This is a genomic window from Cupriavidus basilensis, from assembly GCF_008801925.2.
In the GTDB taxonomy this organism is placed as follows: Bacteria; Pseudomonadota; Gammaproteobacteria; order Burkholderiales; family Burkholderiaceae; genus Cupriavidus; species Cupriavidus basilensis.
Genome location: NZ_CP062805.1, coordinates 227,709 through 253,602, shown reverse-complemented (window position 1 = coordinate 253,602; position 25,894 = coordinate 227,709). Strand labels below are relative to the sequence as shown.

Here is a 25,894-nt window from a genome sequence, read left to right as displayed (position 1 = left end):
ACCCAAAAAGAAAATCGCATAATATTGATGGAATCTTTCAGATTTTCTGATACCTGTACAAGAGAAAGCGCATGAGCACTGAGCGGAAAGCCCTCGACGTCGACGTTCTCACCATGATCATCGCCGTCGCAGATACGGGCACGATCAGCCGAGCGGGCGACCTCGTGCATCGCTCGCAATCGGCGGTGAGCATGCAGATCAAAACGCTGGAATCGGCCCTCGGCAAGGCGCTCTTCGTGCGCAAGCCGCGCAGCGTGATTCCGACGCAGGACGGAGAGGTCCTTCTGACGTATGCGCGCCGGATCATTGCACTACGCGATGAGGCATGGGCAGCGGTCGTGCGACCGGACGTCACTGGCCGCGTGGTGATCGGCGTACCTGACGATTACGCGACCTCACTGTTTCCGCCGATTCTCAAGAAGTTCTCGGCCAGCTATCCCAAGGTCGAAATCCAGGTGATCGGGCTACCCAGCGTCGCGCTAGCCCCGATGCTGCGAGACGGCACGGTAGATCTCGTCTGCGCGACACGTGTCAAAGGGCTGACCGGTGAGTTCTTGCGGCATGAGCCCATGGTGTGGGCAGCCGCCCCAGGCTCCACTGATATCTGGCGAGAGCGGCCGCTACCCATTGCCGTGTTTCTGCCTGGAAGCGTCGCACGCGAGAAGGCGATTCGAAGCCTTGAGCGCGTAAAGATTGCGTATCGAACCTCATATGAGAGTCCGAGTCTGCTGGGCCTGCTAACGATGGCCCGAGCCGGCCTCGCCATTACCCCACTGGCACGGTGTGCGGTGCCGCCTGACTTTACGTTGCTCGGGTCTGCGCAGGGACTGCCTGAGATTGGCACGCTCGAGATCATACTTGCGCGGAGTGTCAAGTCGAACCGGCCCCCCTGCGATTTTCTCGCGGAACGTATTGTCGCTGAGCTACACGCATAAACGCGCTGCGATGGCGTTCGCCCCAGATATACGAGTGCGTGGGAAAGTTGGGGAGAACGATGTCGAAAGAGGGCCGTGCTGCAACTGGATAAGCCACTCTCGTCACTGACTCATGAGGACATGCTCGCCTACGAGCGCTTCTTGGCCGACCCGCAACCGGCGGCATGCTGGGTGCTGGCCGGTACTAGGAAGAACGCTCGCGGGTGGTCACCCTAATCGGCGCCCGTTTGCCGGGCCGTTGACCGCCAAGGCGCGTCAGTATGGCTTTGATGAAGCTCAAGAATCGCAGGACATGTTCCTGCGGCAGTTCGACAAACTACGCGCGAATCGGATCATTCCATAGTCGCCGGCTCAATTGCGGTTCCCTATGCGCGCAACTGAGCGCAGGACGTCAGCTTCCGCCGGCAAAAACTATCGTTCCTCACCAAGCCCCCTTCGCCTTCTTCCCACGCGTTTCCGAGATTCTGGGCTGCACGCGGGTTTCCCTTCCGGCATCGCCTCACCCGTCAATGCGGGGGCACACGGACTCTTGCTCATACATCGATCTGAAGTGACTGGCTAACGGTCAAGTCTTGCAGCCAACTTGTAGCGAGCCTGGAGCAGGCAATCGAACGCGCGGTGTAAGACTGCCCGGTGTGGCCGGTGACCGAGGCATGGATGGCCTTGCAGGATGTCAGCCTGATTGCTCCAGTAACCGTAGTCGCCGAGCTTGGCGATTAGCGACGCTTCTCCGATGCGCCGCAACGGATGGCGTATTCGGGCCTGGTGCCAAGCGAGCATTCCAGCGGCAAACGAGACCGACGAGGCGGCATAACCAAGGCCGGCAATAGCCACGTGCGGCGGGTGTTCGTCGAGGCCGCCTGGACGTCATCCGGCGCGCAAGACGGCCGTTCTCCAACGGCGCGCAGACCAGTAGATTGCATAGTGCATGCCTCAGTGGCCGCTTTGTCTCGTTTCCATCACATACATAGTTTTCAGGTTGCGGCACACGCAACGCAATCTTGCGCAGCGGGCCAATTCTCTCTGACAGCATTGGCGCCTAACCTTTAAGACATCACCGTGATTTGAGCGCGACCCGAACCCGAGCTGGCGCACGCTGATCGGTTCGAGGCACGGCATGGACGCCAAGCAAGGACCAAGTCACGACAGCCTGAACCCGCAACGGTCGGCTGCTAGTCCTTGCATTGATCGCTGTGCTGTGCAAACTCACGTTTTTTAGGGAAACTACGATGGCAAAGTTGGTGGTGCTATACAAGAAGCCTGCAGACACGGCGGCGTTCGATTCATATTACTTCTCGACCCATGTTCCAATCGCCAAGAAAATCCCCGGCCTGCGACGCTACGAGGTCAGCAGCGGCCCAGTTTCAAGCCCTGCCGGCGATTCGCCGTTTCACCTGATTGCAGTGCTGAGCTTCGATTCGCTGGCTGCGCTCCAGCAGGCGATGGCTTCCCGTGAGGGCGCCGCCGCGGCAGCTGACGTCGGCAACTTTGCCCCGTCCGGCGTTGACATGCTCATATTCGACACCAAGGAAGTTTAGCCTGGGTTTTACGGCCCACTTTCTTTGAGAGGAGGTGGGTTGTACCCGCTATCAAGATAAACATCGCGATGCAGGAGGTCCCGGGGGCAAGCCGCATGTCAAATGGCACCACAGCTGGCGCGGGACCCGTCATTCGCGCCACATGGAGCGTGACCTACAGACTGGTTGTTTGCCGCGCGCTCAGGGCTCCATACAGTGGGCACATGGCTCCTCGTCAGCATCCGCAGCGTCTTCGAAGGTATGCTGATTCTGCAGCTAGCTGTGCATCACCTCGCATCGGATCAACATCGTTGCCGCCGGCTCCTCGTCACCGCCGGCATGGCCGGCTTTGGCTGACACATCGCAGATATACTTGCCGGGAGACAAGGCATCCGCATTCATCTTCAGACGTTCAGTACCTCGTTATACGGATAGAAAAGAACCGCTGGCATCGAAGCTCAGTGTTGGCTCAGTCCTCGCCTGGAGCACATCCCTGGAAACGCCCGGGGCCATCTCTCGGACGATGAGGCCGGCGCCAGTCACATCGATGACCGCCAGGTCGGTGATGATGCGGTTGACCACTCCCGCTCCGGTGAGCGGCAATGAACAGCGCTCCAGGATCTTCATCTCGCCATCGCGCGTGTTGTGTTCCATAACCACCACGACGCGGCGCACTCCACCGACGAGGTCCATCGCGCCACCCATGCCCTTGACCATCTTTCCCGGAATCATCCAGTTTGCCAGGTCCCCAGCCGCGCTGACCTGCATGCCTCCCAGGATCGTAAGATCCATATGACCGCCGCGGATCATCGCGAAAGACATCGATGAGGAACAGATGGATGCGCCTGGCGCCATCGTGATGGTTTGCTTGGCGGCATCGATCAGGTCAGGATCGATCTCGTCTTCATACGGAGGTGGTCCAATGCCGATCAAGCCATTCTCTGATTGAAGCCATACCTGCATGCCGTCCGGCACGTGCTGAACTATCTTCGTTGGCAACCCAATGCCCAGATTGACATAGTCCCCGTCGCGAAGTTCGGCGGCCGCCTTCGCGGCCATCTGGTCATGCGTCCACGCCATGTCTTGCCTCCTTGTTGTCGCGCGAGCGGAAGCTCTTGCGTTCGATACGTTTCTCCGGATTAGGAACAACAACCAGACGGTCGACAAAGATGCCGGGCAGATGGATCTCGTCGGGATCGAGCTGACCGACTTCCACAAGCTCTTCCACTTCCACCACCGTGATGCGCCCGGCCATCGCAACTTCCGGATTGAAGTTGCGGGCGGTACGGCCGAACATGAGATTGCCGGCACGGTCGGCGACTCGCGCCTTCACCAGCGCAATATCGGCCTTGAGGCCGCGCTCCATGACGTAGCGCTCGCCATCGAACTCGCGTACTTCCTTGTTGTCGGCCACGACGGTACCAACGCCCGTCCGTGTGTAGAACGCCGGAATGCCAGCGCCGCCAGCGCGCAGCCTCTCCGCCAATGTGCCCTGAGGATTGAATTCGAGCGCCAGTTCGCCGCTGAGGTACTGGCGCGCGAACTCCTTGTTCTCGCCTACATAGGACGCGATCATTTTGCTGATCTGACGAGTCTGGAGCAGCAGGCCCAGTCCAAAATCGTCAACGCCGGCGTTATTGCTGATACAGGTGAGACCGGTCACGCCGGTATCGCGCAATGCGCAGATCAGGGCCGCCGGAATGCCACAAAGCCCGAATCCTCCGACTGCTATGGTCTGTCTGTCCTCGACAATGCCATCGAGCGCGTCCATGGCGCTTCTGAATAGTTTGTTCATCTCCGTCACCATCCACTTCTGACAAGGGGTTCTGACAGATCAGTCGAGGAAGTCCGCCGACGTCGCTGTCGTGCTGCCCATTATTGTTCGTGCTTTTTTCAACAACAACGGCAACGAACGCAAGGTCGTTGTGCGCAGATGCACAAAGGATGACGGGAGGGTTGGGCGAAAGCGGTGTTGCGGCTAACTATCGCCGAAACTCGTCCGGGTGACGGGAAACGACTTCGCGAATGAAGTCCCACACACAGCGGATACGCCTGATCCGGAACAGGTCTTCGGGCGCGGCGATCCACAAAGTGCGCGTAATCAGCGGCTGGTCAGGGAAGATGCTGACGAGATCTGAGCCGGTGCCAGCGACATAAGGCGTCAGCAGGACCAGGCCCATCCCCGCTGCGGCGGCGGCCCGCTGGGCCAGGACGCTCGTCGTGGTGAAGTGCCGTCTGGGACTCGGCGTCAGCTCTTCGAGGATGCGATACCGCTCGCTGACCGAGCCGTCGTGGACGTAGTCCACGAACGCGTGCTCGGCAACATCGGCAAGCGCCCCGATCGCAGGGCGGGCCTTCAGATACGCCGGCGAGCCATAGAGGAAGTAGTCCACTTCAGCCAGGCGCGCCGTCGTATAGCGGCCGACCTGCGGCGGCTCCAGCGTCACCAGGATCTCGACCTCGCGCGTCACGAGGCTGGGAAACTGGGGCTGCGCCATCAACTCGACATGCAGATCGGGATGCCGGGCATGGAGATCCACCAGGCTGGGCGCCAGCACGTTGATGCCAAACGCCTCTGGCGTGCCAACCCGAACCGTGCCGACGACGTCGCCCGACTGGCCCTCGCTCTCTTCGATGGCGCCGAGCAACGCATTCTCCATCCGCTCCGCATGCGGAACCAGCGCCTTGCCGGCGTCGGTGAGGGAATAGCCATTGCGACGCCGGTCGAACAGCACCGTGCCCAGGCTTTCTTCCAGACGGTCAATCCGACGTGACACGGTCGAGTGCTCAACACCGAGCTTTTCCCCGGTCAGGGAAATCTTCCCGTTCCGCGCAAGTTCGAGAAAGAACCTGAAGTCGTTCCATTCCGGATGTTTCCGCATGGCATTTCCATATGTGCATGGACGCACAGTAATCTTGCATATTTGCCGTTGTCGTGCAAAAAAGCAATACACATAATCTCCAACACCTCGAGCCGACCCCGCCGGAACCAGACAGGGCGCGCCAGCGTAGCGACCGCCGCACTCGTTGCTCGAGGATCCCAAAATAAGTGTTGGAGACACCCATGTCCGTCGTTGTCGCGCTCGCCGCCCTGGCGTGCCTGATGGTGGCCGCCTATCGCGGCTACAGCGTCATCCTGTTCGCCCCGCTGGCCGCGCTGGGCGCTGTGCTGCTGACCGATCCGTCAGCGATCGCGCCGGTCTTCTCCGGCGTCTTCATGGAGAAGATGGTCGGCTTTGTGAAGTTGTACTTTCCCGTGTTCATGCTCGGCGCCGTGTTCGGCAAGGTGATCGAACTGGCAGGCTTTTCCGAATCGATCGTCGCCACCGCGATCCGGTATATCGGCTCTGCGCGCGCCAACCTGGTCATTGTGGCCGTCTGCGCACTGCTGACCTACGGTGGCGTGTCGGTGTTCGTGGTGGTGTTCGCGGTCTATCCGTTTGCCGCCGAGCTCTACCGTCAGGGCAATATCCCGAAGCGATTGATGCCGGGCGCCATCGCGCTGGGCGCATTCTCGTTCACGATGGATTCGCTGCCGGGCACGCCGCAGATCCAGAACATTATCCCGACCACCTTCTTCAAGACCACTTCGTGGGCCGCGCCGATGCTCGGCATTCTGGGGTCCCTGTTCCTTGTCCTGGTCGGCCTGTTCTATCTGGAATCCCGCCGGCGCGCCGCAGCCAAGCGCGGCGAGGGCTACGGCACTAACCTCCTCAATGAGCCGCAACGAGTGGAAAGAAGCAAGCTGCCTTCGCCGCTGCTGGCCATCCTGCCGCTGATTGTGGTCGGCGTGTCGAACTTCTGGCTCACGCGCCTGATTCCGCTCTGGTACGGCCACGCCCACAGCGTGTCGTTGCCGGGCTTGTCGAAGCCGGTCGAAACCAAGGTCGCAAGCGTGACCGCGATCTGGGCCGTGGAAGGTGCGCTGGTCCTGGGCATCGTCGTGGTGCTCGTGACGGCCTTCGGCGCGGTGCGCCGGCACTTTGCGGAAGGCACCAGGGCAGCCGTCTCGGGCGCGCTATTGGCGTCGATGAATACCGCGTCAGAGTACGGATTCGGTGGCGTGATTGCCGCGCTGCCAGGCTTCCTCGTGGTCAGCGACGCGCTGCGCGGCATTCCGGACCCGCTTGTGAACGCGGCCATTTCCGTCAGCACGCTGGCCGGCATCACCGGCTCGGCATCGGGCGGCATGAGCATCGCGCTGGCCGCAATGTCCGAAGCGTTCATTCAGGGTGCGCACGCCGCGCAGATTCCGCTGGAGGTACTGCATCGCGTGGTCTCGATGGCCAGCGGTGGCATGGACACGCTGCCCCACAACGGCGCGGTCATCACGCTGCTGGCCGTCACCGGCCTCACGCACCGCGAATCGTATCGCGACATCTTCGCCATTACCTTGATCAAGACGCTTGCCGTGTTCTTCGTGATCGGGGTGTTCTACACAACCGGACTGCTCTGACGCGCCGGGCCCGCTTCCGGCTTCTCGCTGTTTATTCAAAGGATGAAAGCTGCCATGAATCATCGCACCTTGTATCAGGACTACCAGAACATTGCATTCGACCGTCCCGCCACGGGCGTACTTCGCCTGACCCTCAACAAGCCCGAGCGCATGAATGCACTGGATTCGCGTGGACATGCCGAGCTGGCCGAAGTCTGGAAGGGGATCGACAGCGACCCGGAGGTCAGCGCGGTCGTCCTGTGCGGCGCAGGCCGGGCCTTCTCCGCCGGTGGCGACTTCGAGATGATTCGCGAGATGACGGAGGACTTCGACGTCCGGACCCGTGTCTGGCGTGAAGCCCGGGACCTGGTCTACAACATCATCAACTGCTCGAAGCCGATCGTCTCGGCCATTCACGGTCCTGCGGTCGGCGCGGGACTGGTGGCCGCCCTGCTCGCGGACATCTCGATCGCGGCCAGATCCGCACGCATCGTCGACGGCCATACCCGGCTGGGTGTCGCGGCGGGAGACCACGCAGCCATCGTGTGGCCCCTGCTCTGCGGCATGGCAAAAGCGAAATACCACCTGTTGCTCTGCGAGCCGCTCAATGGCGAAGAGGCGGAATCGATCGGGCTGGTTTCGCTGTGCGTCGACGAGGCCGCGCTTCAGGACAAGGCGGTGGAAGTGGCCACACGGCTCGCATCGGGGGCTCCGTCGGCGATTCGCTGGAGCAAGTATGCGTTGAACAACTGGCTGCGTCAGGCCGGCCCGATTTTCGACACCTCGCTGGCACTGGAATTTATCGGCTTTGGCGGTCCCGAGGCACGCGAAGGGCTGGCCTCCCTGCAGGAAAAGCGCGCGCCGGCATTCTCGCAGCGCTCTTCGGTCTGAAGGAGATGAAATGATGGAAATGAAGAGGGTGGCCTTTGTCGGCGCTGGAAGCATGGGCGCGCCCATGGCTCGCTGTGCGCGGCGCGCAGGATTCGATCTCATCGTCTGCGATCGGAATCAGGCCGTGCTCGACGCCTTTTCGGGCGAGGGAGCGCGCGTGACAACCTCGGTGGCGGAATGTGCCTCTGCAGATGCGATCATCGTCCTGCTAGCCAACGACGCTCAGATCCTGGAAGCGATGCTCGGGCCGGGCGGACTTGCAGACGCCTTTCCGGCGGGACACCAGCCAGTCGTTTGCATGATGAGCACGACCTTGCCCGATACGCTCCAGACCATCAGCGCCGGCTTGCGTGCTTCCGGGGCACGCCTCATCGATGCGCCCGTCAGCGGTGGGATCGTGGGCGCAGAACAAGCCACGCTCACGGTCATGATGGGGGGCGATCCAGAAGATGTGGCTGCTGTGATGCCGTTGATGAGATCGATGGGAAAAAACATCTTCCACTGCGGGGCCCTTGGCTCTGGCGAGGTTGTGAAAATCATCAACAACATGCTTTGTATCGCAAACATGTTCCTGACGGCTGAAGCCATCGACCTGGCGGAACGCTATGGCGTCAGCTTTGAGAGCCTCGCCCCCATTCTGAATGTCAGTACCGGACGCAATTTTCTTACCGAAGATGCCGGGATTGGCCGAAGCCAGTACGCCGCATGGGCCCGATCCGAAGCCGCATTCACTTCACTTCACAATGTCGTCAGCAAGGACCTGCACCTGGCAAAGAAGCTGGCGGATACGACCGGTATCGATTTGCGGTTACTGGATCGGGTCTCCCAGTATCTCGACAGCACCGATAGCCAGGCAATGCAACGATGGATGCGCCATGGTCACGTAGTTGCTTGAACCACGCTCATCTGAGGTGATGAAGACGCGGCTTGCGCCGTTCGAGGCATTGCCACTTCGCGGATTCGATCACGCGCTTTGCGCGTGGTCTAGGGTTGGCGCGCAGCGCCGACCGGAGCAGCGCAGAGCAGGAGATCGACGCAATGAACGGTCTGCACCAGCAACTTGAGACAGCAAATGAGCCGTACTGGCCCGCCATGTATTTTCATGATCGTGAAACTATGTCAGTTTGGGTGATGGTCACCTAAGGCAGGAGGGCCGTACCGACTGGCACGCACCTCTGCTAGCCGCATACAGGATGTAGGCTTGTACCGGGCGACATGGAGCGTTAGGTCTTCCGGCTGAACAGGCCAAGAATGAAATCGCGCGCATGAACGATGCGTGGATTGCGCATCGAGGCCTTGTTCCATACCAGATAGAGGTTGTTGGTCGGCGCGTCCTTGGCTCGGGTGACGGAAACCAGTCGTCCCGACGCCAGCGCCTCGGTGCACTGATAGTCGGGCAACACGCTCCACCCCTGTCCCTTGACGACCAGGTCCTGGATGATGCGCAAATCGGGGATGGTCAGCGCGGCCTGCAATGTCGGCGCAAATTGGAACATGGCCGCCCAGATCGGCCGGATCAATGGCAAATCCTCGTCATAGGCAATGAGCGGGAGCGCCGGAACGTCCGAAGATGGTCGAGGTGGCTCATGGCGTCGACTTATCGCCGCTGGCAACACGCTCGCGACGAAGATCAGGTAGTGTGACCGCGGCCTGTATGAAGCAGCGTCCACTTGCCTACCGTCGCACGCCAGCCGGGCTCCCGACAGTATCTCACCCATAAGAATATTTATCCAAGTCCTTAAAATTGATTCCTCCGTACTCGGAGCAGAGGTCAAGAAACGCTGCTCGGATGACAGCATCAGCTCGCCCAGCAGCAATAAGAATAATTATCCATAGACAAAAAAATAATAATTTTATCTATTTATGCAAGCGCTCTACGATTCGTATCAGTTGCGGCGTCAAGCCGCCCTCAAGGACAGTCGAGAGAGATCCATGCCATTTGTTGTTTACATCTTCACGCTCAGTGCGTTTGCACTGGGCCTCGCGGAGTTCGTTCCCATCGGCCTGACCGACGTCATGGCACACAGCCTGAACGTCGATATTGAGCAAGCCGGAAGCGCTGTGACGACGTACGCGCTGGGCGCGACCTTTGCCGCGCCAGTCCTGACGGCTTTGACGGCCGGATGGACGCGCAAGTGCACCATGCTGATGACCGTCTTAGTCTTCACCGTCGGCAGCCTGGCCGCGGCCGTCGCTACCAATCTGTCCACCTTGCTGATCGCGCGTTTCGTCGCTGGAATGGGGCACGGCCTGTTCCTAGCGGTTGCCTCCAGCACGGCAGCTCGTCTTGTGGGAGCGAAGAAGGCCAGCAGCGCTGTGGCCGTCGTATTCGGTGGCTTCACGATCGCCATGGCAATCGGCGTCCCGGTCAGCACTTACCTGGGCGGCACGATCTCCTGGCGCCCGGTGCTCGGCGCGATCGGGGCATTCGGTGCATTGGGCTTCCTGGGCTTACTGCTGGGCATGAAGGAGCCTCCGCAAACGCAGGGGCATGAAGGTTCGGACTCCGTCGGCCAGGCGTTGAAGGCGATCGTCGACCCCGTTCTGCTCTTCGCCGCCCTCGTGACGGTCCTGGGCTATGCCGGCTCGTTTACCGCCTACACCTACATCGCACCGCTGCTTACGAAGGTCACGCACGTCAGCAGCCAAACGGTCGGCATCTTTATGCTGGTCTATGGCGTGCTTGCCGCGATTGGCAACGTGATCGGGGGCAAGCTTACCGACCGACTCGGGGTAAACCGGGCAAGCGTAGCCTTGATCGCCGGCATTACCACCATCGCACTGGGCATGTGGGCGCTTGCCTCGTCATCCCCCGCAATGGGCATTCTTGTCGCGCTGCTGGGCATGTTCACCTTCGCTGCAGTGCCGGCCCTGCAAGCCCGTCTGGTCGGCGTCGCCGAGCAGCATGCTCCCCACGCCCATGGCGTGGCCGCCGGCCTGAACATCGCCGGCTTCAACTCTGGTATCGCGCTCGGTTCCCTGGTCGGCGGCATGACCCTCGGCACCCTGGGCGTTTCCTACACCGGCATCGCGGGCGCCGTGATCTCCACCCTCGGTTTGATGGTACTGCTTGTGCAACTGGCTCGCAGCGGGGGCGTTGACTACCGCGCGGTGGCCGGGACGGGTCACTAAGGCGCCGACACCAATCGAGCAGCATGGATGCTCAATAACGGCTATGACTTAGCCCTGGCCGAACAGGCCATCGCAGGCGGCAAGGCCGACCTGGACGCCTTCGGCCGGTCCGTATCAACAACCCCGATCTTGTCGAACGCCTGCACCATGGAACGCTGCTGGCCCGGGTGAACACCGACTGGTTGGATGGCGGCGCACAGGGCTACACTGACTACCCGACGCTGGAGAATCAAAGCTCCTGAGTACGGCTACCGAGTCGAGCTTAGGAGACTGGTCTGTCGTGCGAGGGTTTAAGGTGCGCCGGGCCAGGAACTCTACGCCGTCGATGTGCTCGGCCAGGCTCGCGCAGTCGCGGAAGGCCTGGTGCATCTGCGCGCCCCAAGCGCCGTGGTGGCAAGATCCTCATTGAGGCCGAGCTGAATCACCACGTCGTGGGCGGCGAGCTGCTTGGACGCCTTCCAGAGCTCCTGGTCGTATGCACCTAATGGGACCCGCGATAACCGGACACCAGCCAGGCGGTACAGAGGCCACGCACACTGTCGAGCTCACGCTGTATTATCGGCAGGCGAACCAGTGCCTGAATGCCTGTCAGGAATGTTCGCTGCTCGGCTGCTGCCAAACCCCATGCACCAGTAGCCTCGCTTGAGTAACCACGCGGGCCGCCGTGGTGGTGCCCGATATGGGCGCGTACCAGCACTTCCTGAGCAGGACACTGACCCGCATCCGGGGCGTTGAGCACATACGGTCCAGCTTTGCACTCAAGACCGTGCAGAACCGTACGTCCCCGATACTCTAGCGCGGGCCGGCGGCCAGCGGATGCTGGCACATCGCGGATCAGCCGAAGCCGCCCTATGGACACTACGGCTATTTTCAGCAGCGCCGCGCATCAGACTCTGCGCAATCTGCTCTACCACGGGCTGTCTCTGCGAACGACACACTGTAGTTTCTGCCGACACATGTGTCTTTCAGACGATTACCGGCTCTTCCTTCATCCGTAGCGGAACGCAAGCGTTGGTATCTGGCATGACGCTTGCTCAAGTAGCTCGCGCGGCCAAACTGGCTGACCCCATCTGACCTTTCAAAACCCGAACTTTTTCAAACCCACCTCTACGATGAAACCTCGCTTGATTCGAGGTCATATCTTGGTGTGGGCGTGTCTATCCTGAATGGAGAATCCTCCTTTGTCACCAGCCCTTTTCACCCCCCTTCGCGTGCGGAATCTTGATCTCCCGAATCGCATCGTCATTTCCCCGATGTGCCAGTACTCGGCTACCGATGGTTGCATGAGTGACTGGCACCTGATCCATCTCGGACAGCTATCCCTCTCCGGGGCCGCGCTCTTGACAATCGAAGCAACTGCTGTGGTGCCGGAGGGCCGCATTAGTTACGGCGACGTCGGTCTCTACAATGACGCAACAGAATCCTCCATGGCCAGGACCCTCGAAGGCGTGCGACGCTGGTCAGATATGCCCATTGCCATCCAACTGGCCCACGCTGGCCGCAAGGCTTCGACAGACATCCCGTGGCTTGGACGCAGTCAGATTCAGCCGGATCATGAAAACGGCTGGCAAACTGAGGCCCCATCTGCCATTCCGTTGGATTCCTCCTATCTGCCACCAACCGCTCTCGACAAGGACGGCCTAAAGCGGGTGCGAGATGCATTCGCCGCCGCGGCCAGACGCGCCGCCCGGCTCGGCATCGATGCCGTCCAGATTCACGCTGCGCATGGCTATCTCCTACACACGTTCCTGTCGCCACTTTCGAATCAGCGCACAGACGAATATGGGGGATCTCTGGAGAACCGCGCCCGCTTTCCGCTGGAAGTCCTCGACGCGGTTCGGGATGCCTTTCCTTCCGACCGCGCCGTTTCGGTCCGCATCTCGGCGACCGACTGGGTTGAAGGGGGCTTCACGCTCGATGAGGCTGTCGCCTTTTCGCAGATGCTCGAAGCCCGCGGGGCGGATGCCATTAACGTGTCGACTGGCGGCCTGCATCCCGCTCAGAAAATTGTGCTCGCGCCGGGCTACCAGGTGCCGCATGCACGCGCCGTCAAGGCCGCGGTGAAGATTCCGGTGGTCGCCGTCGGCCTAATCTCCGAACCCACCCATGCAGATGCGATTGTCGCCGCCGGCGACGCCGACCTGATCGGCCTGGCCCGGACGGTGATCTACGATCCGCGATGGCCGTGGCATGCCGCCGCCGCGCTTGGTGGAACGGCTACCGCTGTCCCCCAGTATCTGCGCTGTGTCCCGCAACTGCATCGCAACGCATTTCGGGCGCAGCACCAACATTCCTTTCTGAATGAGCAGGTGAGCTGAGGCATCGCAACCGGCGGAGCATCCTGTCCGTTCGGGATGCCCCGCCGGCCGCTCCTCAAGATCAGCAGGAACATCAGCAACCCCGCCAGCAGGAGCGACGAGTGACCACAGTACTTCTCACACGCTTCCTGGCATGAACCCGGACGATCTCAGCGCACCGCCCCCAGCTTGTCCTGTGTTCGGGTCTCAAAATCGCTGGCGTCATGGCGCTCATGCAACTGGCCGGCAGCCTCTCCGCTCAAGCGGTTGACCATGCGGCCCCGCTTTACCGCCGGCCGTTCCAGAATGGAATCAGCCCAGCGCCGCACGTGCCGGTAGTCTTGCACCGACAAGAACTCGGCGCCGTCGTAGAGCCAGCCATTCACCAGTCCCCCATACCACGGAAATGTCGCGATGTCGGCAATCGTGTATTGGCCGCCTGCCAGGTATTCGGTTTGCGCCAGCCGCTGGTCGAGCACATCGAGCAAGCGCTTGGCCTCCATGGCAAAGCGGTCGATTGCATACTCGATCTTGGTCGGGGCATAGGCATAGAAGTGTCCGAATCCGCCACCGACATAAGGGGCGCTTCCCATTTGCCAAAACAGCCACGACAGACATTCGGCGCGCGCGGCGGCGTCGGTCGGGAGGAACTCGCCGAACTTTTCGGCCAGATAAAGCAGGATTGCCCCGGACTCAAAGATTCGCAAGGGCTCAGCGCCGGAACGATCGACCAGTGCCGGGATCTTCGAGTTTGGATTGACCGCGACAAAACCGGTGCCGAACTGCTCGCCCTGGCCGATCCGGATCGGCCAGGCATCATACTCCGCGGCGGCGTGACCCAGCACCAGCAACTCCTCCAGCAGGATCGTTACCTTCTGGCCGTTCGGGGTAGCAAGCGAGTACAACTGCAGCGGATGACGGCCGACCGGCAACGCCTGTTCGCGGGTAGCGCCGGCAATCGGCCGATTCAAACTGACACCGCTCCTGTTCCAGGTCCAGACTTTGGGCGGCATGTAATCGGGAGGATTGTTCATTTCGTCACTCCGGGTGGCAACGGGTCTGTCGATGTCACACCGGCAGATTCACTCATGCCTGTACACAGGCAGCGGGTCGGGAGCCGGCCGTTTCAAATTGATCCAGCGTTGCACGGACGGTCGTTGCCACTGGTGCCCAGCGTAGTCGACCAGTCGTTGCGGAACAGGATCGCCACTCAGGATCAGGCGATTGAGCATGATGGCCAGCTCCAGGTCGGCCACACTCCATTCACCGAACAGTTGTGGCGCGCCGGCAGGGACCAGCCTGTCAGCGATGGCGAACAGCTTGTTCGCAGCCTCTTCTGCTTCGCTATCCAAGGGCTCTGCCCAAGTCTTGCAGAAGAGCCTGTCCGACGTACGGGCACGCCTGAGCGGCATCAGGTCCGTACGCAGCCACGACTGGACCTGCCGCGCCCGCGCCCGCTGCTGCGGATCTCGGGGATATAGCGCTGTCCCCGCGAACACCTCGTCGATGTACTCCGTAATGGCGGAAGACTCGGACAACGCGAATTCACCATGGACCAGAGTAGGCACCTTGCTTGTCAGTGACGCGGCTGCATAGGCGGGCGTATGCTGCGCTTTCCTGCCGAGGTCGATGGTGCATAGGTCAAATGGCAACCCCTTCTCGTGCAGGGCAACAAACACCGGCATTGCAAATGGGCTGACGAAGTTAGCATCTACGTAGAGCTGCAATCTGGCAGACATATGCAGATCCCTCCTCTCGGCTTGGCGAGCTTGGCTGAATTCAGGACAGCATGATGGAGACGCCGCCAGCGTTGGCGGATTCCAGCAGCGCATCCAGGACGCGCTGCGTTTTCTGCGCCACCTCTGGCCAGAACGGATCGCGTTTACCCGACAGGACGAGTTCGGCGAACGTCCGGTACAGGTTCGACTCCTGCGCGGTCGTGTGGTTGTTGCTGTACTCCGGCAGCGAGATCGTACGCTCGTGTTTCTCCAGGTTGAAGAAGCATCCGTTCCCGCCGAAGCTGTCGTTGCCTACCGTAAACGAGATCTCATTTCCGTAGTGCGGCAATACAAAGTCCTTCAGGTGCAAGTAGCCATTCAATCCGCTGATGTAGGCCCACTGCTGGCGGCTGGTGTTGAAAGCGTTGTAGAGCGTCGCCGAAACCCCATTGCCAAAGAACAGTTCACCCGAGAATTCGACAGGCGTCACACCTGAGCCGTCGGGTCGTTGCACGCCTTGCAGGATGCGGCCACGCACTTCAACAGGCAGGTCGTAGTTCAGGGCGAAGAGGATAAGCCGAATGTTGTACCAACCCACATCACCAAGGCAGCCGGCTGGTTCCGTCAGGCAGTTGCGCTGAATCCATCCGTCATCTCCAATGAAGCTGAAATGCGTGGCAATACGGCGAATCTCGCCAACACTGATGCCGTCATCAAGCACTGAGCGCATCGCCTGCAAGCGCGTCGAGTGCTGGAACATGACGCCGTCCATTACCTGCACGCCGGAGGCGTTGGCCGCATCGATGATCCGCTGCAGGTCGGCCGCCGTGATACCGCAAGGCTTCTCGATCACGATATGCTTGCCTGCCTGCGCCGCTTTGACCGCCCATTCGGTCCGGACGGCGGTCGGAAGCGGAATATAGAGGGCGTCGATGTCCTGACGCGCGATCAGCGCCTCGTACCCTTCGACTGCTTCCACGGCGTAAGGCGTGGGCACCGACGCCTGACATTCATCGATGAACCGTTGTGCGCTCTCAGCCGAGCGGCTACCGACCGCGACAATACGGCTGTTACCGGCATTAATGATTGCATGCCAGTTCTTCTTTGCGATGCTCGCAGAGCCTAGGATGCCCCAGTGGCAAGTTCCTTCAGCGGTGGTCATTACCCGCGTTCTCCTGATGACTAGGGATGTACAGATGATAGCCATGCCGTCTGCGCCGGCAAAATGAACTTTCTTTGTCGTCTTGTGAGTAAAACTTGACCATCGATGATTGCGTGGAAGACTGGGCCATGTGCGTTCGGTACAATGGAAACGCGTACTGCCTGACAGGCCTGCACGAACGATAATGCTCGCGAAGTCGTCAAACTGCGCGAGCGTGGGCAATCAGTGAGTTCGTCGTTCTAGCGGCTGTGACACTGAACATTGGAAACCAGACGCTGCGCGGCGAAAGTGAGCGTACCAGCGATGGCAGCCATGAGGATCGATAGTCCAATCAGAGACGCGTCAAGCCCCAGCCGGTCTGCTGCAACCCCAAGACCAAGCACGGGAACAATGCCGCCGAGATAGGCAATAGTGAAGAAGGATGAAATCATTCCTGCCCGGCGCACAGACGTCGTCATGGCATTGACGACCAGCAGAGCGGACATGAAGGTAAGGCCCTGACCGAATCCACCGAGTACATCGCTTGCGATGAACAACAACCCGGAGGAAAACTTCACTGATGCTGCCAGCATCGCCAGGGCGGCGGTCACGAGAAGGGAACCCACCACAAGCCCTCTTTTAGGATCGATCCCAGTGAACGTAACTTGAGCAGCCGCTGATGCCGCAAAGAGCATGGCGACCCCAATGCCGCCAACGGCCGGCCCGTCCCATGGAAGAAAGGTATCAAAGAATGAAGGCGCCAGTGATGCAAAGAGACTGAAAAGGGTGTAGCCAATAAACGCGATGACCGCCACCGTGGCAAATTGCTTGACCTGATGCATGTCGGGCAAATGAAAGCGTAGACGCGGAAAGAAGCCGGCGATTGTTGAAGGTTGCCCGTGTCTCTGGCTGCCCAATGCCACAAGAGCCAGCAACAGCGCACCGCCCAGCACGCCGTAAGGCAGGTGCAGCGGGAATGGCAAGTCTTGCGCGATAAAACCACCAACCAGTGGTCCTAGGCCTAGGCCGACAATGGTCATCAATGACCCGATCGATGAAGCTTGCCTCAGTCGGTTTGGCGGCGAAGCCGCTACCAGTCCGGCCGTCGCTGACGTGGAAGCAATGCCTGCGGCGACTCCGATTGTGAAACGCCCGATCGAAAGAATCAGAAGATCCGGAGCGACTCCGGAAAGGACGAGTCCGGCAAGTGCGAGTGTCGCTGCCACCCGCAACGTCCGGATATGGCCAAGATGGTCGCTGAGATGACCGAGAAACAGCAATGCCAACAGCGTGCCGACCATGTAAGCGGTATAGGCAATCGTCACGCCGCCCGGCCCGATATGAAACACTTCTTCATATATGGGATATAACGGGCTGGCGACGGTTGCACCGGCCATGATGGCGCTCAGCGTGTAGGCCATGACAAGGAACTGCGTGTTGGCCCAGCGACCGCTGGTTCCTGAGTGTGTTTGCGTGTCCATTCCGAATTTCCCTGGTATCTGATCTGGTGACCAAGGATAGTCCGGCGACTCTGCGCGGTGAATGACGGTGGCGTGCAACGCTGCGTTGCATCAAAGGCAAGGCGTGATGCTCTGGCCGCCCGGCGCCGCGTAGTGCTTTGGCAGCATTCGGGACCAGCTCCGGCCCCTGGCGTCGGCCTGCGCTCCAGTAATGCTGCCAGTTTGCGCAATGCCTGCGATAACTGTGCGCGGTCCTGGGCGCCGCCCAGCGAAATGCGGATTGCATTCGGCGGATTGGAGCCTTCCCAGAATCCATCGGAAGGCGTTACCCTCAGGTCCTCCGCCAGCGCCGCCTGTGTCAGCTGATGCGTTGATCAGTATCCTGGCTCGGGGCTTCGCGGCTATGCTCCTTCTTTGCTTGTCGCATCACCTCACCGGCTTTCCCCGCTTTCCCCACAGCGTGCGGGCTTCGCGCGTACATCGCCTGAAATTGCCGAGTTTCCTCATGTAGCCACTTACGCAGCGCCTGGACCCTGAATGTCTCCAGCAAGGGTTGGGGGCAGATGAACCAATAGGCCCACGGGCTAGCCGCATCGATGTCGAACAAGCGGACGAGGCGTCCATTGACGACGTCCTGCATGGCCAACGAGCGCCGCACCAGCGCAACGCCCTGACCATCCATCGACGCCTGTATCAGGTGCGACGCATCCTGATACAGCACGCCGCGTCGCGGTTCTGTCCATCCTTCCAGGCCCGCGGCCAGGAACCAGGCCCTCCACATCTCGTAGTCGTGGCGTAGTAAGGTCACGCCAGCCAGGTCTTCAGGCGTCTTTGGCAAGTTCCCGCCATTGAACGTTGGGGCACAGGCCGGGAAAAAGACCTCGTCGAGCAGCGGCTCGACGAATAGCTCCGGATAATTGCCGTCCCCGAAACGCAGCACGACATCGACGTCATCACGGTTGAAATCGGTGAGCGTATGCGTGGACTGCAGTTCGACGTCGAGTTCGGGGTACTGCTCGATGAAGCGTCCAATGCGGGGCGTCAACCAGCGCGCGGCAAACGATGGGAGCAAGCTGATCACAAGACGCTTTTCGCGATCACCCGAGCGCATCGACTCGGTTGCCGACGCGATATCGAACAGAGAAGACCGGATTTGTTCCGCATAGCGCCGCCCGCGATCGGTCAACGTTATTCGCCTGCCATCCCGCTTGAACAGCGCGATGCCAAGGTCGGCTTCCAGTGAACGGATCTGATGACTGACGGCACTGTGGGTGACGAACAGTTCTTCCGCAGCCCGCGAGAAGCTCTCCAGGCGGGCTGCGGCCTCGAATACCTTCAGAGAGCTCAGATTTGGTAGTTGTCGCAAGTCCATGACGGGTCCTGGATGCACATGGTCAGTCTGCACGCCCAACATCAATGATCAGATTCTACCCAGCATCTACGGCCACACATTGGTGATCGATCGATTACATATGGTCAGAATGCGGAGTGAGGCTCCCATCGCAGGGTAGTAATTACCCTAACACTCTGGCACCGATGTTAATTTTCGCACGATAATTAATAGGCCGCACCGCTCAAAGCAGCGGGCGGCCGGCAACGCCCGGCAATGGCAATTGACGCAGTGGAGTCCATGACGGCGACTCGTGACCATGGTGAGAGACAATGAAGCGTGAAGCAGAAGGCATCCTCGTTCTCGATGCGGACGGGACCATGAAGTTCGCCAGCGGACTCGGGCACGACGCCTTGATCGCGGGTCACCTCGTCCGCCTTTGGCAGGACCGCATGCGGACTCCTCTCAAGCGCGTGTCTGCCATGACCGATTTGGAACACCCCATGACAATCGCCGCCATTCCATCACGGGACGCGGTGTGCTTCCTGATCTTTGCCTTACAGGAAGCCAACGAGCTGAGCGAATTCCTGGCGACTGTCGACTCGGCGGAAGACATTCTTCGCCACTTCATCACCGATCCCTACAAGGCCATGGTGGTGGTGGACACCGCGGGCAAGATCACGTACATGAGCCCGGTCCATGAACGGTTCTTTGGCCTCAAGCGCGGCGAGGCTCTGGGTCGGCATGTCACCACCGTGATCGAGAATACGAAGCTGCAAGAGGTCGCGGTGACTGGCAAAGGTCAGGTTGGCCAGCTACAGGAAATGAACGGCATCAAGCGCGTGGTGTCGCGCCTGCCGGTCCTGGATCGCAATCAGCGTGTCGTTGCCGCGATAGGACAGGTGATGTTCAAAGGGCCGGAAGCGATGCAGGCAGTGACGACCGAGTTGGCGCAAGTTCGTCAGGAACTGGATTTCTACCGCCGAGAGCTTTCCGGCATCGGAAATCGTACCTACGGGCTGGATCAGATTGTCGGGAGCAGCGACGCGGTGCGCCGGCTCAAGGAAGACATTCTGCGCGTGGCACCGCTGGACGTACCCGTCCTGCTAGCGGGGGAAAGTGGCTCGGGCAAGGAGTTGGTTGCCCATGCCATCCATATGCTGAGCCCGCGCAGCGACAAGCCACTGGTGCTAGTAAACTCCGCGGCGATGCCGCCGAACCTGGTGGAAAGTGAGCTGTTCGGGTACGAGCCCGGCGCCTTTACGGGCGCAGATCGCAAAGGGCGCAAAGGCAAGTTCGAAGCCGCCGATACCGGTACGCTGTTCCTGGATGAGATCGGCGACATGCCGGTCGACATGCAGGTCAAGCTGCTTCGGGTGCTGCAGGATGGGCAGTTCGAGCGTATCGGCGGGGAGCGGGCGCGGCATTCCGACTTCCGGCTGATTTCCGCGAGTAACCGCGATTTCAGTGCCATGATCGCCAAGTCAAGCTTCCGCCTGGATCTGTTCTATCGCATCAGCGCAGTGACATTGCGCCTGCCCGCTCTGCGTGATCGGCTGGAGGATATCCCCGAGTTGGCCGACAAGTTCCTGGAGGCGTTTGGCACCCGCCATGGTGCGCCAAAGAAGGCGATTTCCGACTCCGCAATCCGCTTCCTGCAATCTTGCGCATGGCCGGGCAACGTCCGGCAATTGCAGCATGCTATCGAACGGGCTGCGATCTTCTGCGACGGCCCGATTCTTTCCATCGCAGATTTCGGCAATCTGGAAAGCGCCGATTCGGTGCTGGCAATGGGCTCCGTGAGTAGCCTGCCACGGAACGGCGAGAACGCCAACCCGGACATGCGCAAAGCAATGGAGCGCGTCGAGTCCGAGATGATCCTGGAGGCGATGCGCCGTACTGGTGGCAACAAAAAGCGCGTTGCGGAAGAGCTTGGCATCTCGCGTTCGTATCTCTACAAGCGACTCAGGCTTATGGAGGATGCATTGACCAGCGAGCTCGCGACAAGATAGGGACAATCCGCTCTTTGTCGCTCGACAAGCCGTTTGTACAACGCCTTGGCCGATAAATGCCCCCAACCACTGTCTGTCGGGCTGACTACTAGTTGGCCCGAGGGGCAGCGACCTGCATGCGGCAAAGGAATTGCCTTGCAAAGTCGCCGCCCAAGGAGAGGCTGCTCAGACTTGCGGAGCGCGCCTTCCTTGGCGCTAGGTTTTCGAAGGCGTCAGCATGTCTGCAAGCGCTTTGCGGAACTGCTCTGGCTTCCCGAAATACCGGCCCAGGTGAAGCCTCGATACTTTCCCGTCCTGCTCAATTGCCAGGGTCGGGTAGCCGCGCCCATCCAACGCATCAAGAAAGCCTTGCGTATTCTTGAAGTGTTCATCAAGGCCGAGCGTAGCCGCTTCGTAGGCGCTGGTAAATGCCTTCGCATCCAGCCCGAGTTCGACGGCAATGCGCACCAGTTCCTCTGGGTCGGAAATATGCTTGCCTTCCACGTAATAGGCTGTCTGGAGCCGCTTTAGCATCTTCAGTCCCGCGCCGGCCAGCGACTCCGCAGCGAGCATCGCTGCTGTCGGCGGCCCGGAATCGAGCTTGACGTCATAGTCAAACTGGGTGCCTTGCTGATATGCTTCGCCAAACTTCAGCCCGCTCAGCGCAGTGATGCGCTCCTCGTGGGGACGGACGAAGTCGCGCCACTCAGGCGACATCATCTGCGCCTGGGGTCCAGCCAGCATGCCCCCGCTATGCGGGACCACCTTCAGGCCGGGCATCTCGTCCGCAACGCTCACGAGAGGTGCGAGCCCGTAGCACCATCCGCAATAGGGATCATAGACATAGTGAAGGGTTGCTTGCTTGTCCATTTCAGTTCTCCAGGTTCAAAGCGTCTCGAGTGCAGCAGATGTTTTGGCAGAAGCGGCTTGCAGGGCCTGCTCCATCACTGCCGGCGGTTGCGCACCACCGATCATTGCATCGCCGATCCGAATCGTCGGCACTGAGCGGACCCCACTCAGGCTCGCGCGCATCTCCTCGGCAATGACTTCAGCCTCCCCTTCCCCGCTCACCAGGTAATCGCGCACGGCCTTTTCGTCAAAGCCGACGGATGCTGCCAGCGGCGCCAGCACATCGATTAACCCGATGTTTTCGCCACGAGAGAAATACGCGGCGAAGATCGCCTCGAACAAGCCCTCGACCATAGTCGCACTGCCGGTGCGCTGAGCAAACGCCATCAGGCGGTGCGCGAGCCGGGTGTTGGGAGTGATCGCCACTGCGTCGTAGTTGAATGCCAACCCCACCCTCTTGCCTACAAGGGCGACCTCCGCATCCATGCTTTGGGAGCGCGACCAGCTGCCAAACTTCGCGGTCCGGTACGCCTTGCGGTCGACGCCGGCCTTGGGCATATCCGGATTGAGCTCGTAGGGTGAATAGGAAATCCTGGGCGCGACCTCGCTGTTCACGCGTTGCGTCGCGAGCTTGAGGTTCTGATGGCCGATCCAGCACCACGGGCAAATGAAGTCATAGGTGACCTGGATTTCAACGGGTTTCATGACCACTCCATGCGATTGATGATGGAGCTAGGTTAGGCTGTGCCGGCAATGAACAGAATGGCATGGCCGTGCAAACCTGCATTGCTCGTGCCACAACGCTGCGTGCAAGGCGGTTCTCCAACTGTCGTGGAGAATGTGTCCTTGCCTTCCCCGCAACACAGCCTTGCATTGCCACCCCATTCTGGATTCGGGCAGGCGCTTCTACGATTCACGCCATCCAATCGCAAATCGGAGCAACACATGGACGCGAATCGATCCTCGAATGCCCAGCCGCTGGCGCCCGCCGAGGGCAGGCCAACCATATCTGCGGGGAATCCGCGCAAGGCCCTGATCGCCGGCGGTTCGCTGGGCGGGCTGTTCATGGCGACCGCGCTGCGCGCCGTCGGGTGGGACGTGGAAGTCTTCGAGCGCTCTCCCTCAAACCTCATCAGCCGTGGGGGCGGCATCGTTCTACAGCCGGAAGTGCTGCGCGCCTTTTCATTTGCAGGCATTGTTCCCGACGGGGCCTTAGGCGTGCGATCCCACGACAGGCTCTACCTCGACGAAAGCGGAGACGTGATTCAGCGGCAACATTCCCCGCAGACTCAGACTTCCTGGAATACGCTCTATTCCACACTGCTCAAGAACTTCCCCAAGGAGCACTATCATCGGGGCGCCCAGCTCACCGGCGTCGAGCAGGACGAACATGGCGTATACGCCACCTTCTCCGATGGGCGCCGGGAAACCGGCGACTTGCTGATTGGCGCGGATGGGGCGAACTCTGTTGTGCGCAAGCTCATGCTCCCCGATGTGTCGCCGACCTATGCGGGCTATGTTGTATGGCGCGGATTGATCGAAGAAAATCGACTGCCTGAAGCCGCAAAGCCACTGCTTTACGAGAACTTCGTGTTCCAGCACGACCCAGGCTCCATGATGCTGCAGTACATGGTGCCCGGCGTCGACGGTTCGACCGCCCCGGGTCACCGTCGTTACAACTGGCTTTGGTACCTGAAGGCCGAGCCAGGCGCAGAGCTCGGCGGCGTGCTGACCGATCGCGAGGGGAACCGGCGCAGTCATTCTGTTCCGCCCGGGTCGCTTGCGGCCGACCAGGAGGAGTGGATTCGACAGATGGGCGCCAGTCACGCCAATCCGGCATTCCAGGCCCTGATCGAAAGCACCCAGGATATCTTCGTCCAGGAGATTCAGGACCTGCAGGTGCCGCGCATGCGGTTCGGTCGAGTCTTGCTGACGGGCGATGCGGCGTTCATCCCGCGTCCCCACACCGCAGGCAGCACGGCAAAGGCCGCCGCCGACGCCGTCTCCCTGGCGAAGGCGTTGGACGGTGTCACCAACCTCGGGCGCGCACTGCGGACCTGGGAGCAGGACCGTCTAGAGCAAGGCATGCAGATGACTGAATGGGGAATCGGCATGGGCAACCGCATCATGAGCATCGCGCGACACTGAATCCACATGCTTCGACAGACGGAGATGCCCCACAGGGCGTGGCCGTCTGTCGTGGCTGTCCTCCTTGGCCACACACAGCTTCCGGATTGCTGCCCACGCAACGCAATCTTGCGTCGCACTCCGATTCTCTTCAAACAGGTTGGCGCCTAACCTTTAGGAAATCTCGAACGAGATTCAAGCGCAAGCAGAGCACGAACAGTCTCCCGCTGATCGATCCATTCCGACTACAGGAAAACCACCATGACCAAGCATCTCTTCAATCCGATTCGTCTCGGCAACCACACCCTGGCCCACCGTGTCGCCATGGCACCGCTGACCCGTTCGCGTGCCGGCCAGCCGGGCAACCTCCCGACCGCGATGAACGTCGAGTATTACCGCCAGCGCGCCGGCGCGGCGCTTATCGTCACCGAGGCAACCCAGATTTCCCAGCAAGGCCAGGGCTACGCCTGGACACCGGGAATTCACACCGAGGAGCAGGTCGAGGCCTGGCAGGCCGTCAGCAAAGCGGTTCACAACGAGGGCGGCACGATCTTCCTGCAACTCTGGCATGTTGGACGCGTGTCGCACCCGGTCTTCCAGCCGAATGGGGCGCTGCCTGTCGCGCCCAGTGCCCTGCCGGTTCCTGGCAAGACATTCATCATCGACGAGCATGGCAACGGCGTCTGGGGCGATGTTCCTGTTCCTCAGGAACTGACTGACAGCGGAATTCGCGACATCGTCGAGGACTACCGGAAGGCAGCCCTCAACGCCATCGCTGCGGGGATGGACGGGGTCGAGATTCATGCCGGCAACGGGTATCTGCTCGACCAGTTCATCAACTCCAACAGCAACAAGCGCACCGACGCCTACGGCGGCACGATCGAGAATCGAGCCCGTTTGCTTCTGGAGGTGGTTGACGCCATCAGCGCGGAAATTGGCTCGTCACGCGTTTCGGTACGGCTAACGCCCATGGGCCGCTTCATGGGCATGGGCGACGATACGCCCGAGGCTACCTTCGGCTTTATCGTCCGGCAGCTCAACAGCCGCAAGCTGGCCTACCTGCACCTGGTCGAGCCTGCGATGGTCGGGACCGTCAAGGACGAGAACTTCGATCCCCGCTGGGACGCGATCATCCGGCTCCTGCGTGCGGAATACAGCGGCGTGCTGATGCTCGCCGGCGGCTACGACAGTGAGAGCGCGGAACGCGCACTGGCCAGCGGCCGCGCCGACATCATTGCCTTTGGCCGCCCGTTTATTGCCAATCCGGATCTGCCGGTACGCCTGAAGGAGAACCTCGCCTTGAACACGCCCGATGCCAGTTCCTTCTTTGGCGGCGGTGCCAACGGCTACATCGACTATCCGACAGCGGCATGAGCTGGACAAGCAGATACGGGGATTGATTGAGTGGACGTCGGCCTGTACGCGGAAGGGCGCCACGTTTTGGCACTGCCACAGGCCCATTCTCTCCTCGTTCCCCAATCGCACGAGCACTTTTTTATGTGAGGAAAATTATCAACAACTGGAAACATATTTCGTTTTGCCAGCGGCCGAGCGATCTCTAGAATTCGCTTGACCGGCGCACCAACTTTTCTGCTTTTCCGCCCCTTGATTGTCTAGTCAGAATGGACGCAGCACAGCTCCGGCAACAACGCCACAGGGGGCGGACAGGAGATCCATCATGCAAGCTTTTCTCACAAAGACAGAGTTCGCCCTGAGGCCTGGCGAAGTTACCACGCTGTCGATACATGCGGCACAGCGCCTCCACGTGGACGAGGCCGCAGGTACCGACCTGTGGATGACACGCGAAGGTGATCCAGAGGACTACTGGCTCGATAGTGGCGAAGACCTGCTGCTGCGGCGCGGGGACCAGATAACCCTTAGCGTAGACCCGCGCGCCGGCGACGCCGTCCGGCTGGAACTAATCAGTGAAGCGGACCGTCAGGCAGCGACCCTGGCCGATTTTCCGCACCTGCTGCACCGCTTTGGACGCAAACTGGTGCGAGGGACGGCATGGACTCCGGGCAAGGACCAAGTCGGGGCAGCCTGAGATCGAATGCGGGCAGTGTCCTTA

24 protein-coding genes and 3 pseudogenes are annotated in these 25,894 nt (G+C 60.6%); 15 read left to right on the top strand and 12 right to left on the bottom strand.

The features are described from left to right. Nucleotides 1-71: 71 nt before the first annotated feature. The 4 genes and pseudogenes from F7R26_RS36710 to F7R26_RS36700 all read left to right on the top strand — a co-directional run bounded on the left by F7R26_RS36710 (nucleotide 72) and on the right by F7R26_RS36700 (nucleotide 2,473). Nucleotides 72-935, top strand: a complete 864-nt coding sequence (locus F7R26_RS36710) for a LysR substrate-binding domain-containing protein (RefSeq protein ID WP_058697619.1) — start codon at nucleotides 72-74, stop codon at nucleotides 933-935. Nucleotides 936-1,007: 72 nt separating this feature from the next. Further along, nucleotides 1,008-1,182 (top strand): annotated as a pseudogene (locus tag F7R26_RS41260) (tyrosine-type recombinase/integrase); the annotation flags it as partial. A gap of 314 nt (nucleotides 1,183-1,496) precedes the next feature. Further along, nucleotides 1,497-1,848: pseudogene (locus F7R26_RS42025) on the top strand (transposase); the annotation flags it as partial. 316 nt (nucleotides 1,849-2,164) lie between these two features. Next, entirely contained in the window at nucleotides 2,165-2,473 is a 309-nt protein-coding gene (locus F7R26_RS36700) for an EthD family reductase (RefSeq protein ID WP_058697618.1), read from the top strand. A gap of 402 nt (nucleotides 2,474-2,875) precedes the next feature. On the opposite strand, the gene F7R26_RS36695 is transcribed toward F7R26_RS36700, so the two are convergent. The 3 genes from F7R26_RS36695 to F7R26_RS36685 all read right to left on the bottom strand — a co-directional run bounded on the left by F7R26_RS36695 (nucleotide 2,876) and on the right by F7R26_RS36685 (nucleotide 5,334). Then, entirely contained in the window at nucleotides 2,876-3,532 is a 657-nt protein-coding gene (locus tag F7R26_RS36695; RefSeq protein WP_058697617.1) for a 3-oxoacid CoA-transferase subunit B, read from the bottom strand. Beyond that, nucleotides 3,516-4,247 (bottom strand): CoA transferase subunit A, encoded by a 732-nt coding sequence (locus F7R26_RS36690; protein ID WP_058697682.1) that lies wholly within the window; start codon nucleotides 4,245-4,247, stop codon nucleotides 3,516-3,518. The genes F7R26_RS36695 and F7R26_RS36690 overlap by 17 nt, the downstream gene beginning before the upstream one ends. Before the next feature lie 187 nt (nucleotides 4,248-4,434). Then, the gene (locus tag F7R26_RS36685; protein ID WP_058697616.1) at nucleotides 4,435-5,334 is read right to left on the bottom strand and encodes a LysR family transcriptional regulator; all 900 of its coding nucleotides are present in this window, start codon (nucleotides 5,332-5,334) and stop codon (nucleotides 4,435-4,437) included. A 182-nt stretch (nucleotides 5,335-5,516) separates the two neighbouring features. Here F7R26_RS36685 and F7R26_RS36680 point away from each other — a divergent pair, with 182 nt between their 5' ends. The 3 genes from F7R26_RS36680 to F7R26_RS36670 are packed head-to-tail and all read left to right on the top strand — an operon-like array spanning nucleotide 5,517 to nucleotide 8,673. Beyond that, a complete protein-coding gene (locus tag F7R26_RS36680; RefSeq protein WP_058697615.1) occupies nucleotides 5,517-6,908 on the top strand; it encodes a GntP family permease in 1,392 nt (463 codons plus the stop codon). 54 nt (nucleotides 6,909-6,962) lie between these two features. Further along, nucleotides 6,963-7,778 (top strand): enoyl-CoA hydratase/isomerase family protein, encoded by an 816-nt coding sequence (locus tag F7R26_RS36675; protein WP_058697614.1) that lies wholly within the window; start codon nucleotides 6,963-6,965, stop codon nucleotides 7,776-7,778. Nucleotides 7,779-7,788: 10 nt separating this feature from the next. Beyond that, nucleotides 7,789-8,673, top strand: a complete 885-nt coding sequence (locus F7R26_RS36670) for an NAD(P)-dependent oxidoreductase (protein WP_058697613.1) — start codon at nucleotides 7,789-7,791, stop codon at nucleotides 8,671-8,673. Nucleotides 8,674-9,001: 328 nt separating this feature from the next. Here the strand turns inward: F7R26_RS36670 and F7R26_RS36665 are convergent, their stop codons facing one another. Further along, nucleotides 9,002-9,496, bottom strand: coding sequence for a LysR substrate-binding domain-containing protein (locus tag F7R26_RS36665; protein ID WP_233528047.1), 495 nt, complete (start codon nucleotides 9,494-9,496; stop codon nucleotides 9,002-9,004). Between the two features lie 214 nt (nucleotides 9,497-9,710). On the opposite strand from F7R26_RS36665, the gene F7R26_RS36660 reads away from it, so the two are divergent. The 4 genes from F7R26_RS36660 (at nucleotide 9,711) to F7R26_RS36645 (ending at nucleotide 13,228) form a co-directional block, all read left to right on the top strand. Continuing rightward, a complete protein-coding gene (locus F7R26_RS36660) occupies nucleotides 9,711-10,910 on the top strand; it encodes an MFS transporter (protein WP_058697681.1) in 1,200 nt (399 codons plus the stop codon). Nucleotides 10,911-10,937: 27 nt separating this feature from the next. Beyond that, on the top strand, nucleotides 10,938-11,081 hold the full coding sequence (locus F7R26_RS36655) for a hypothetical protein (protein WP_176844242.1): 144 nt from the start codon (nucleotides 10,938-10,940) through the stop codon (nucleotides 11,079-11,081). A 493-nt stretch (nucleotides 11,082-11,574) separates the two neighbouring features. Beyond that, nucleotides 11,575-11,706, top strand: coding sequence for an Lrp/AsnC ligand binding domain-containing protein (locus F7R26_RS36650; protein ID WP_327077274.1), 132 nt, complete (start codon nucleotides 11,575-11,577; stop codon nucleotides 11,704-11,706). A gap of 370 nt (nucleotides 11,707-12,076) precedes the next feature. Next, nucleotides 12,077-13,228: an NADH:flavin oxidoreductase/NADH oxidase gene (locus F7R26_RS36645; RefSeq protein WP_058697611.1), complete on the top strand. Its 1,152-nt coding sequence runs from the start codon at nucleotides 12,077-12,079 to the stop codon at nucleotides 13,226-13,228. Nucleotides 13,229-13,377: 149 nt separating this feature from the next. On the opposite strand, the gene yghU is transcribed toward F7R26_RS36645, so the two are convergent. From yghU to F7R26_RS36620, 6 genes and pseudogenes are all read right to left on the bottom strand, one after another. Further along, nucleotides 13,378-14,241, bottom strand: a complete 864-nt coding sequence (gene yghU, locus F7R26_RS36640) for a glutathione-dependent disulfide-bond oxidoreductase (protein WP_058697610.1) — start codon at nucleotides 14,239-14,241, stop codon at nucleotides 13,378-13,380. 48 nt (nucleotides 14,242-14,289) lie between these two features. Next, complete coding sequence (gene yfcF, locus F7R26_RS36635) at nucleotides 14,290-14,946, bottom strand: glutathione transferase (protein WP_058697609.1); 657 nt, start codon at nucleotides 14,944-14,946, stop codon at nucleotides 14,290-14,292. A 40-nt stretch (nucleotides 14,947-14,986) separates the two neighbouring features. Further along, a complete protein-coding gene (locus F7R26_RS36630) occupies nucleotides 14,987-16,087 on the bottom strand; it encodes a Gfo/Idh/MocA family protein (protein ID WP_058697608.1) in 1,101 nt (366 codons plus the stop codon). Between the two features lie 239 nt (nucleotides 16,088-16,326). Continuing rightward, entirely contained in the window at nucleotides 16,327-17,547 is a 1,221-nt protein-coding gene (locus F7R26_RS36625) for an MFS transporter (RefSeq protein ID WP_058697607.1), read from the bottom strand. A gap of 164 nt (nucleotides 17,548-17,711) precedes the next feature. Then, nucleotides 17,712-17,900 (bottom strand): annotated as a pseudogene (locus F7R26_RS41890) (PLP-dependent aminotransferase family protein); the annotation flags it as partial. Continuing rightward, entirely contained in the window at nucleotides 17,885-18,898 is a 1,014-nt protein-coding gene (locus tag F7R26_RS36620; RefSeq protein WP_233528046.1) for a transcriptional regulator GcvA, read from the bottom strand. The gene F7R26_RS36620 and the pseudogene F7R26_RS41890, both read right to left, overlap by 16 nt. 290 nt (nucleotides 18,899-19,188) lie before the next feature. Here F7R26_RS36620 and F7R26_RS36615 point away from each other — a divergent pair, with 290 nt between their 5' ends. Beyond that, nucleotides 19,189-20,868 (top strand): sigma-54 interaction domain-containing protein, encoded by a 1,680-nt coding sequence (locus tag F7R26_RS36615; protein WP_058697606.1) that lies wholly within the window; start codon nucleotides 19,189-19,191, stop codon nucleotides 20,866-20,868. A gap of 195 nt (nucleotides 20,869-21,063) precedes the next feature. Here the strand turns inward: F7R26_RS36615 and F7R26_RS36610 are convergent, their stop codons facing one another. Next, nucleotides 21,064-21,717 carry a DsbA family protein gene (locus F7R26_RS36610; protein WP_058697605.1) on the bottom strand — a complete coding sequence of 218 codons (654 nt, stop codon included), beginning with the start codon at nucleotides 21,715-21,717 and terminating at the stop codon, nucleotides 21,064-21,066. A 15-nt stretch (nucleotides 21,718-21,732) separates the two neighbouring features. Next, on the bottom strand, nucleotides 21,733-22,401 hold the full coding sequence (locus F7R26_RS36605; protein ID WP_058697604.1) for a DsbA family oxidoreductase: 669 nt from the start codon (nucleotides 22,399-22,401) through the stop codon (nucleotides 21,733-21,735). A gap of 240 nt (nucleotides 22,402-22,641) precedes the next feature. Here F7R26_RS36605 and F7R26_RS36600 point away from each other — a divergent pair, with 240 nt between their 5' ends. From F7R26_RS36600 to F7R26_RS36590, 3 genes are all read left to right on the top strand, one after another. Next, entirely contained in the window at nucleotides 22,642-23,844 is a 1,203-nt protein-coding gene (locus tag F7R26_RS36600) for an FAD binding domain-containing protein (RefSeq protein WP_081050232.1), read from the top strand. 240 nt (nucleotides 23,845-24,084) lie between these two features. Further along, nucleotides 24,085-25,197, top strand: a complete 1,113-nt coding sequence (locus F7R26_RS36595) for an alkene reductase (RefSeq protein ID WP_058697603.1) — start codon at nucleotides 24,085-24,087, stop codon at nucleotides 25,195-25,197. 304 nt (nucleotides 25,198-25,501) lie between these two features. Further along, entirely contained in the window at nucleotides 25,502-25,870 is a 369-nt protein-coding gene (locus F7R26_RS36590) for a DUF2917 domain-containing protein (RefSeq protein ID WP_058697602.1), read from the top strand. Nucleotides 25,871-25,894 lie beyond the last annotated feature (24 nt).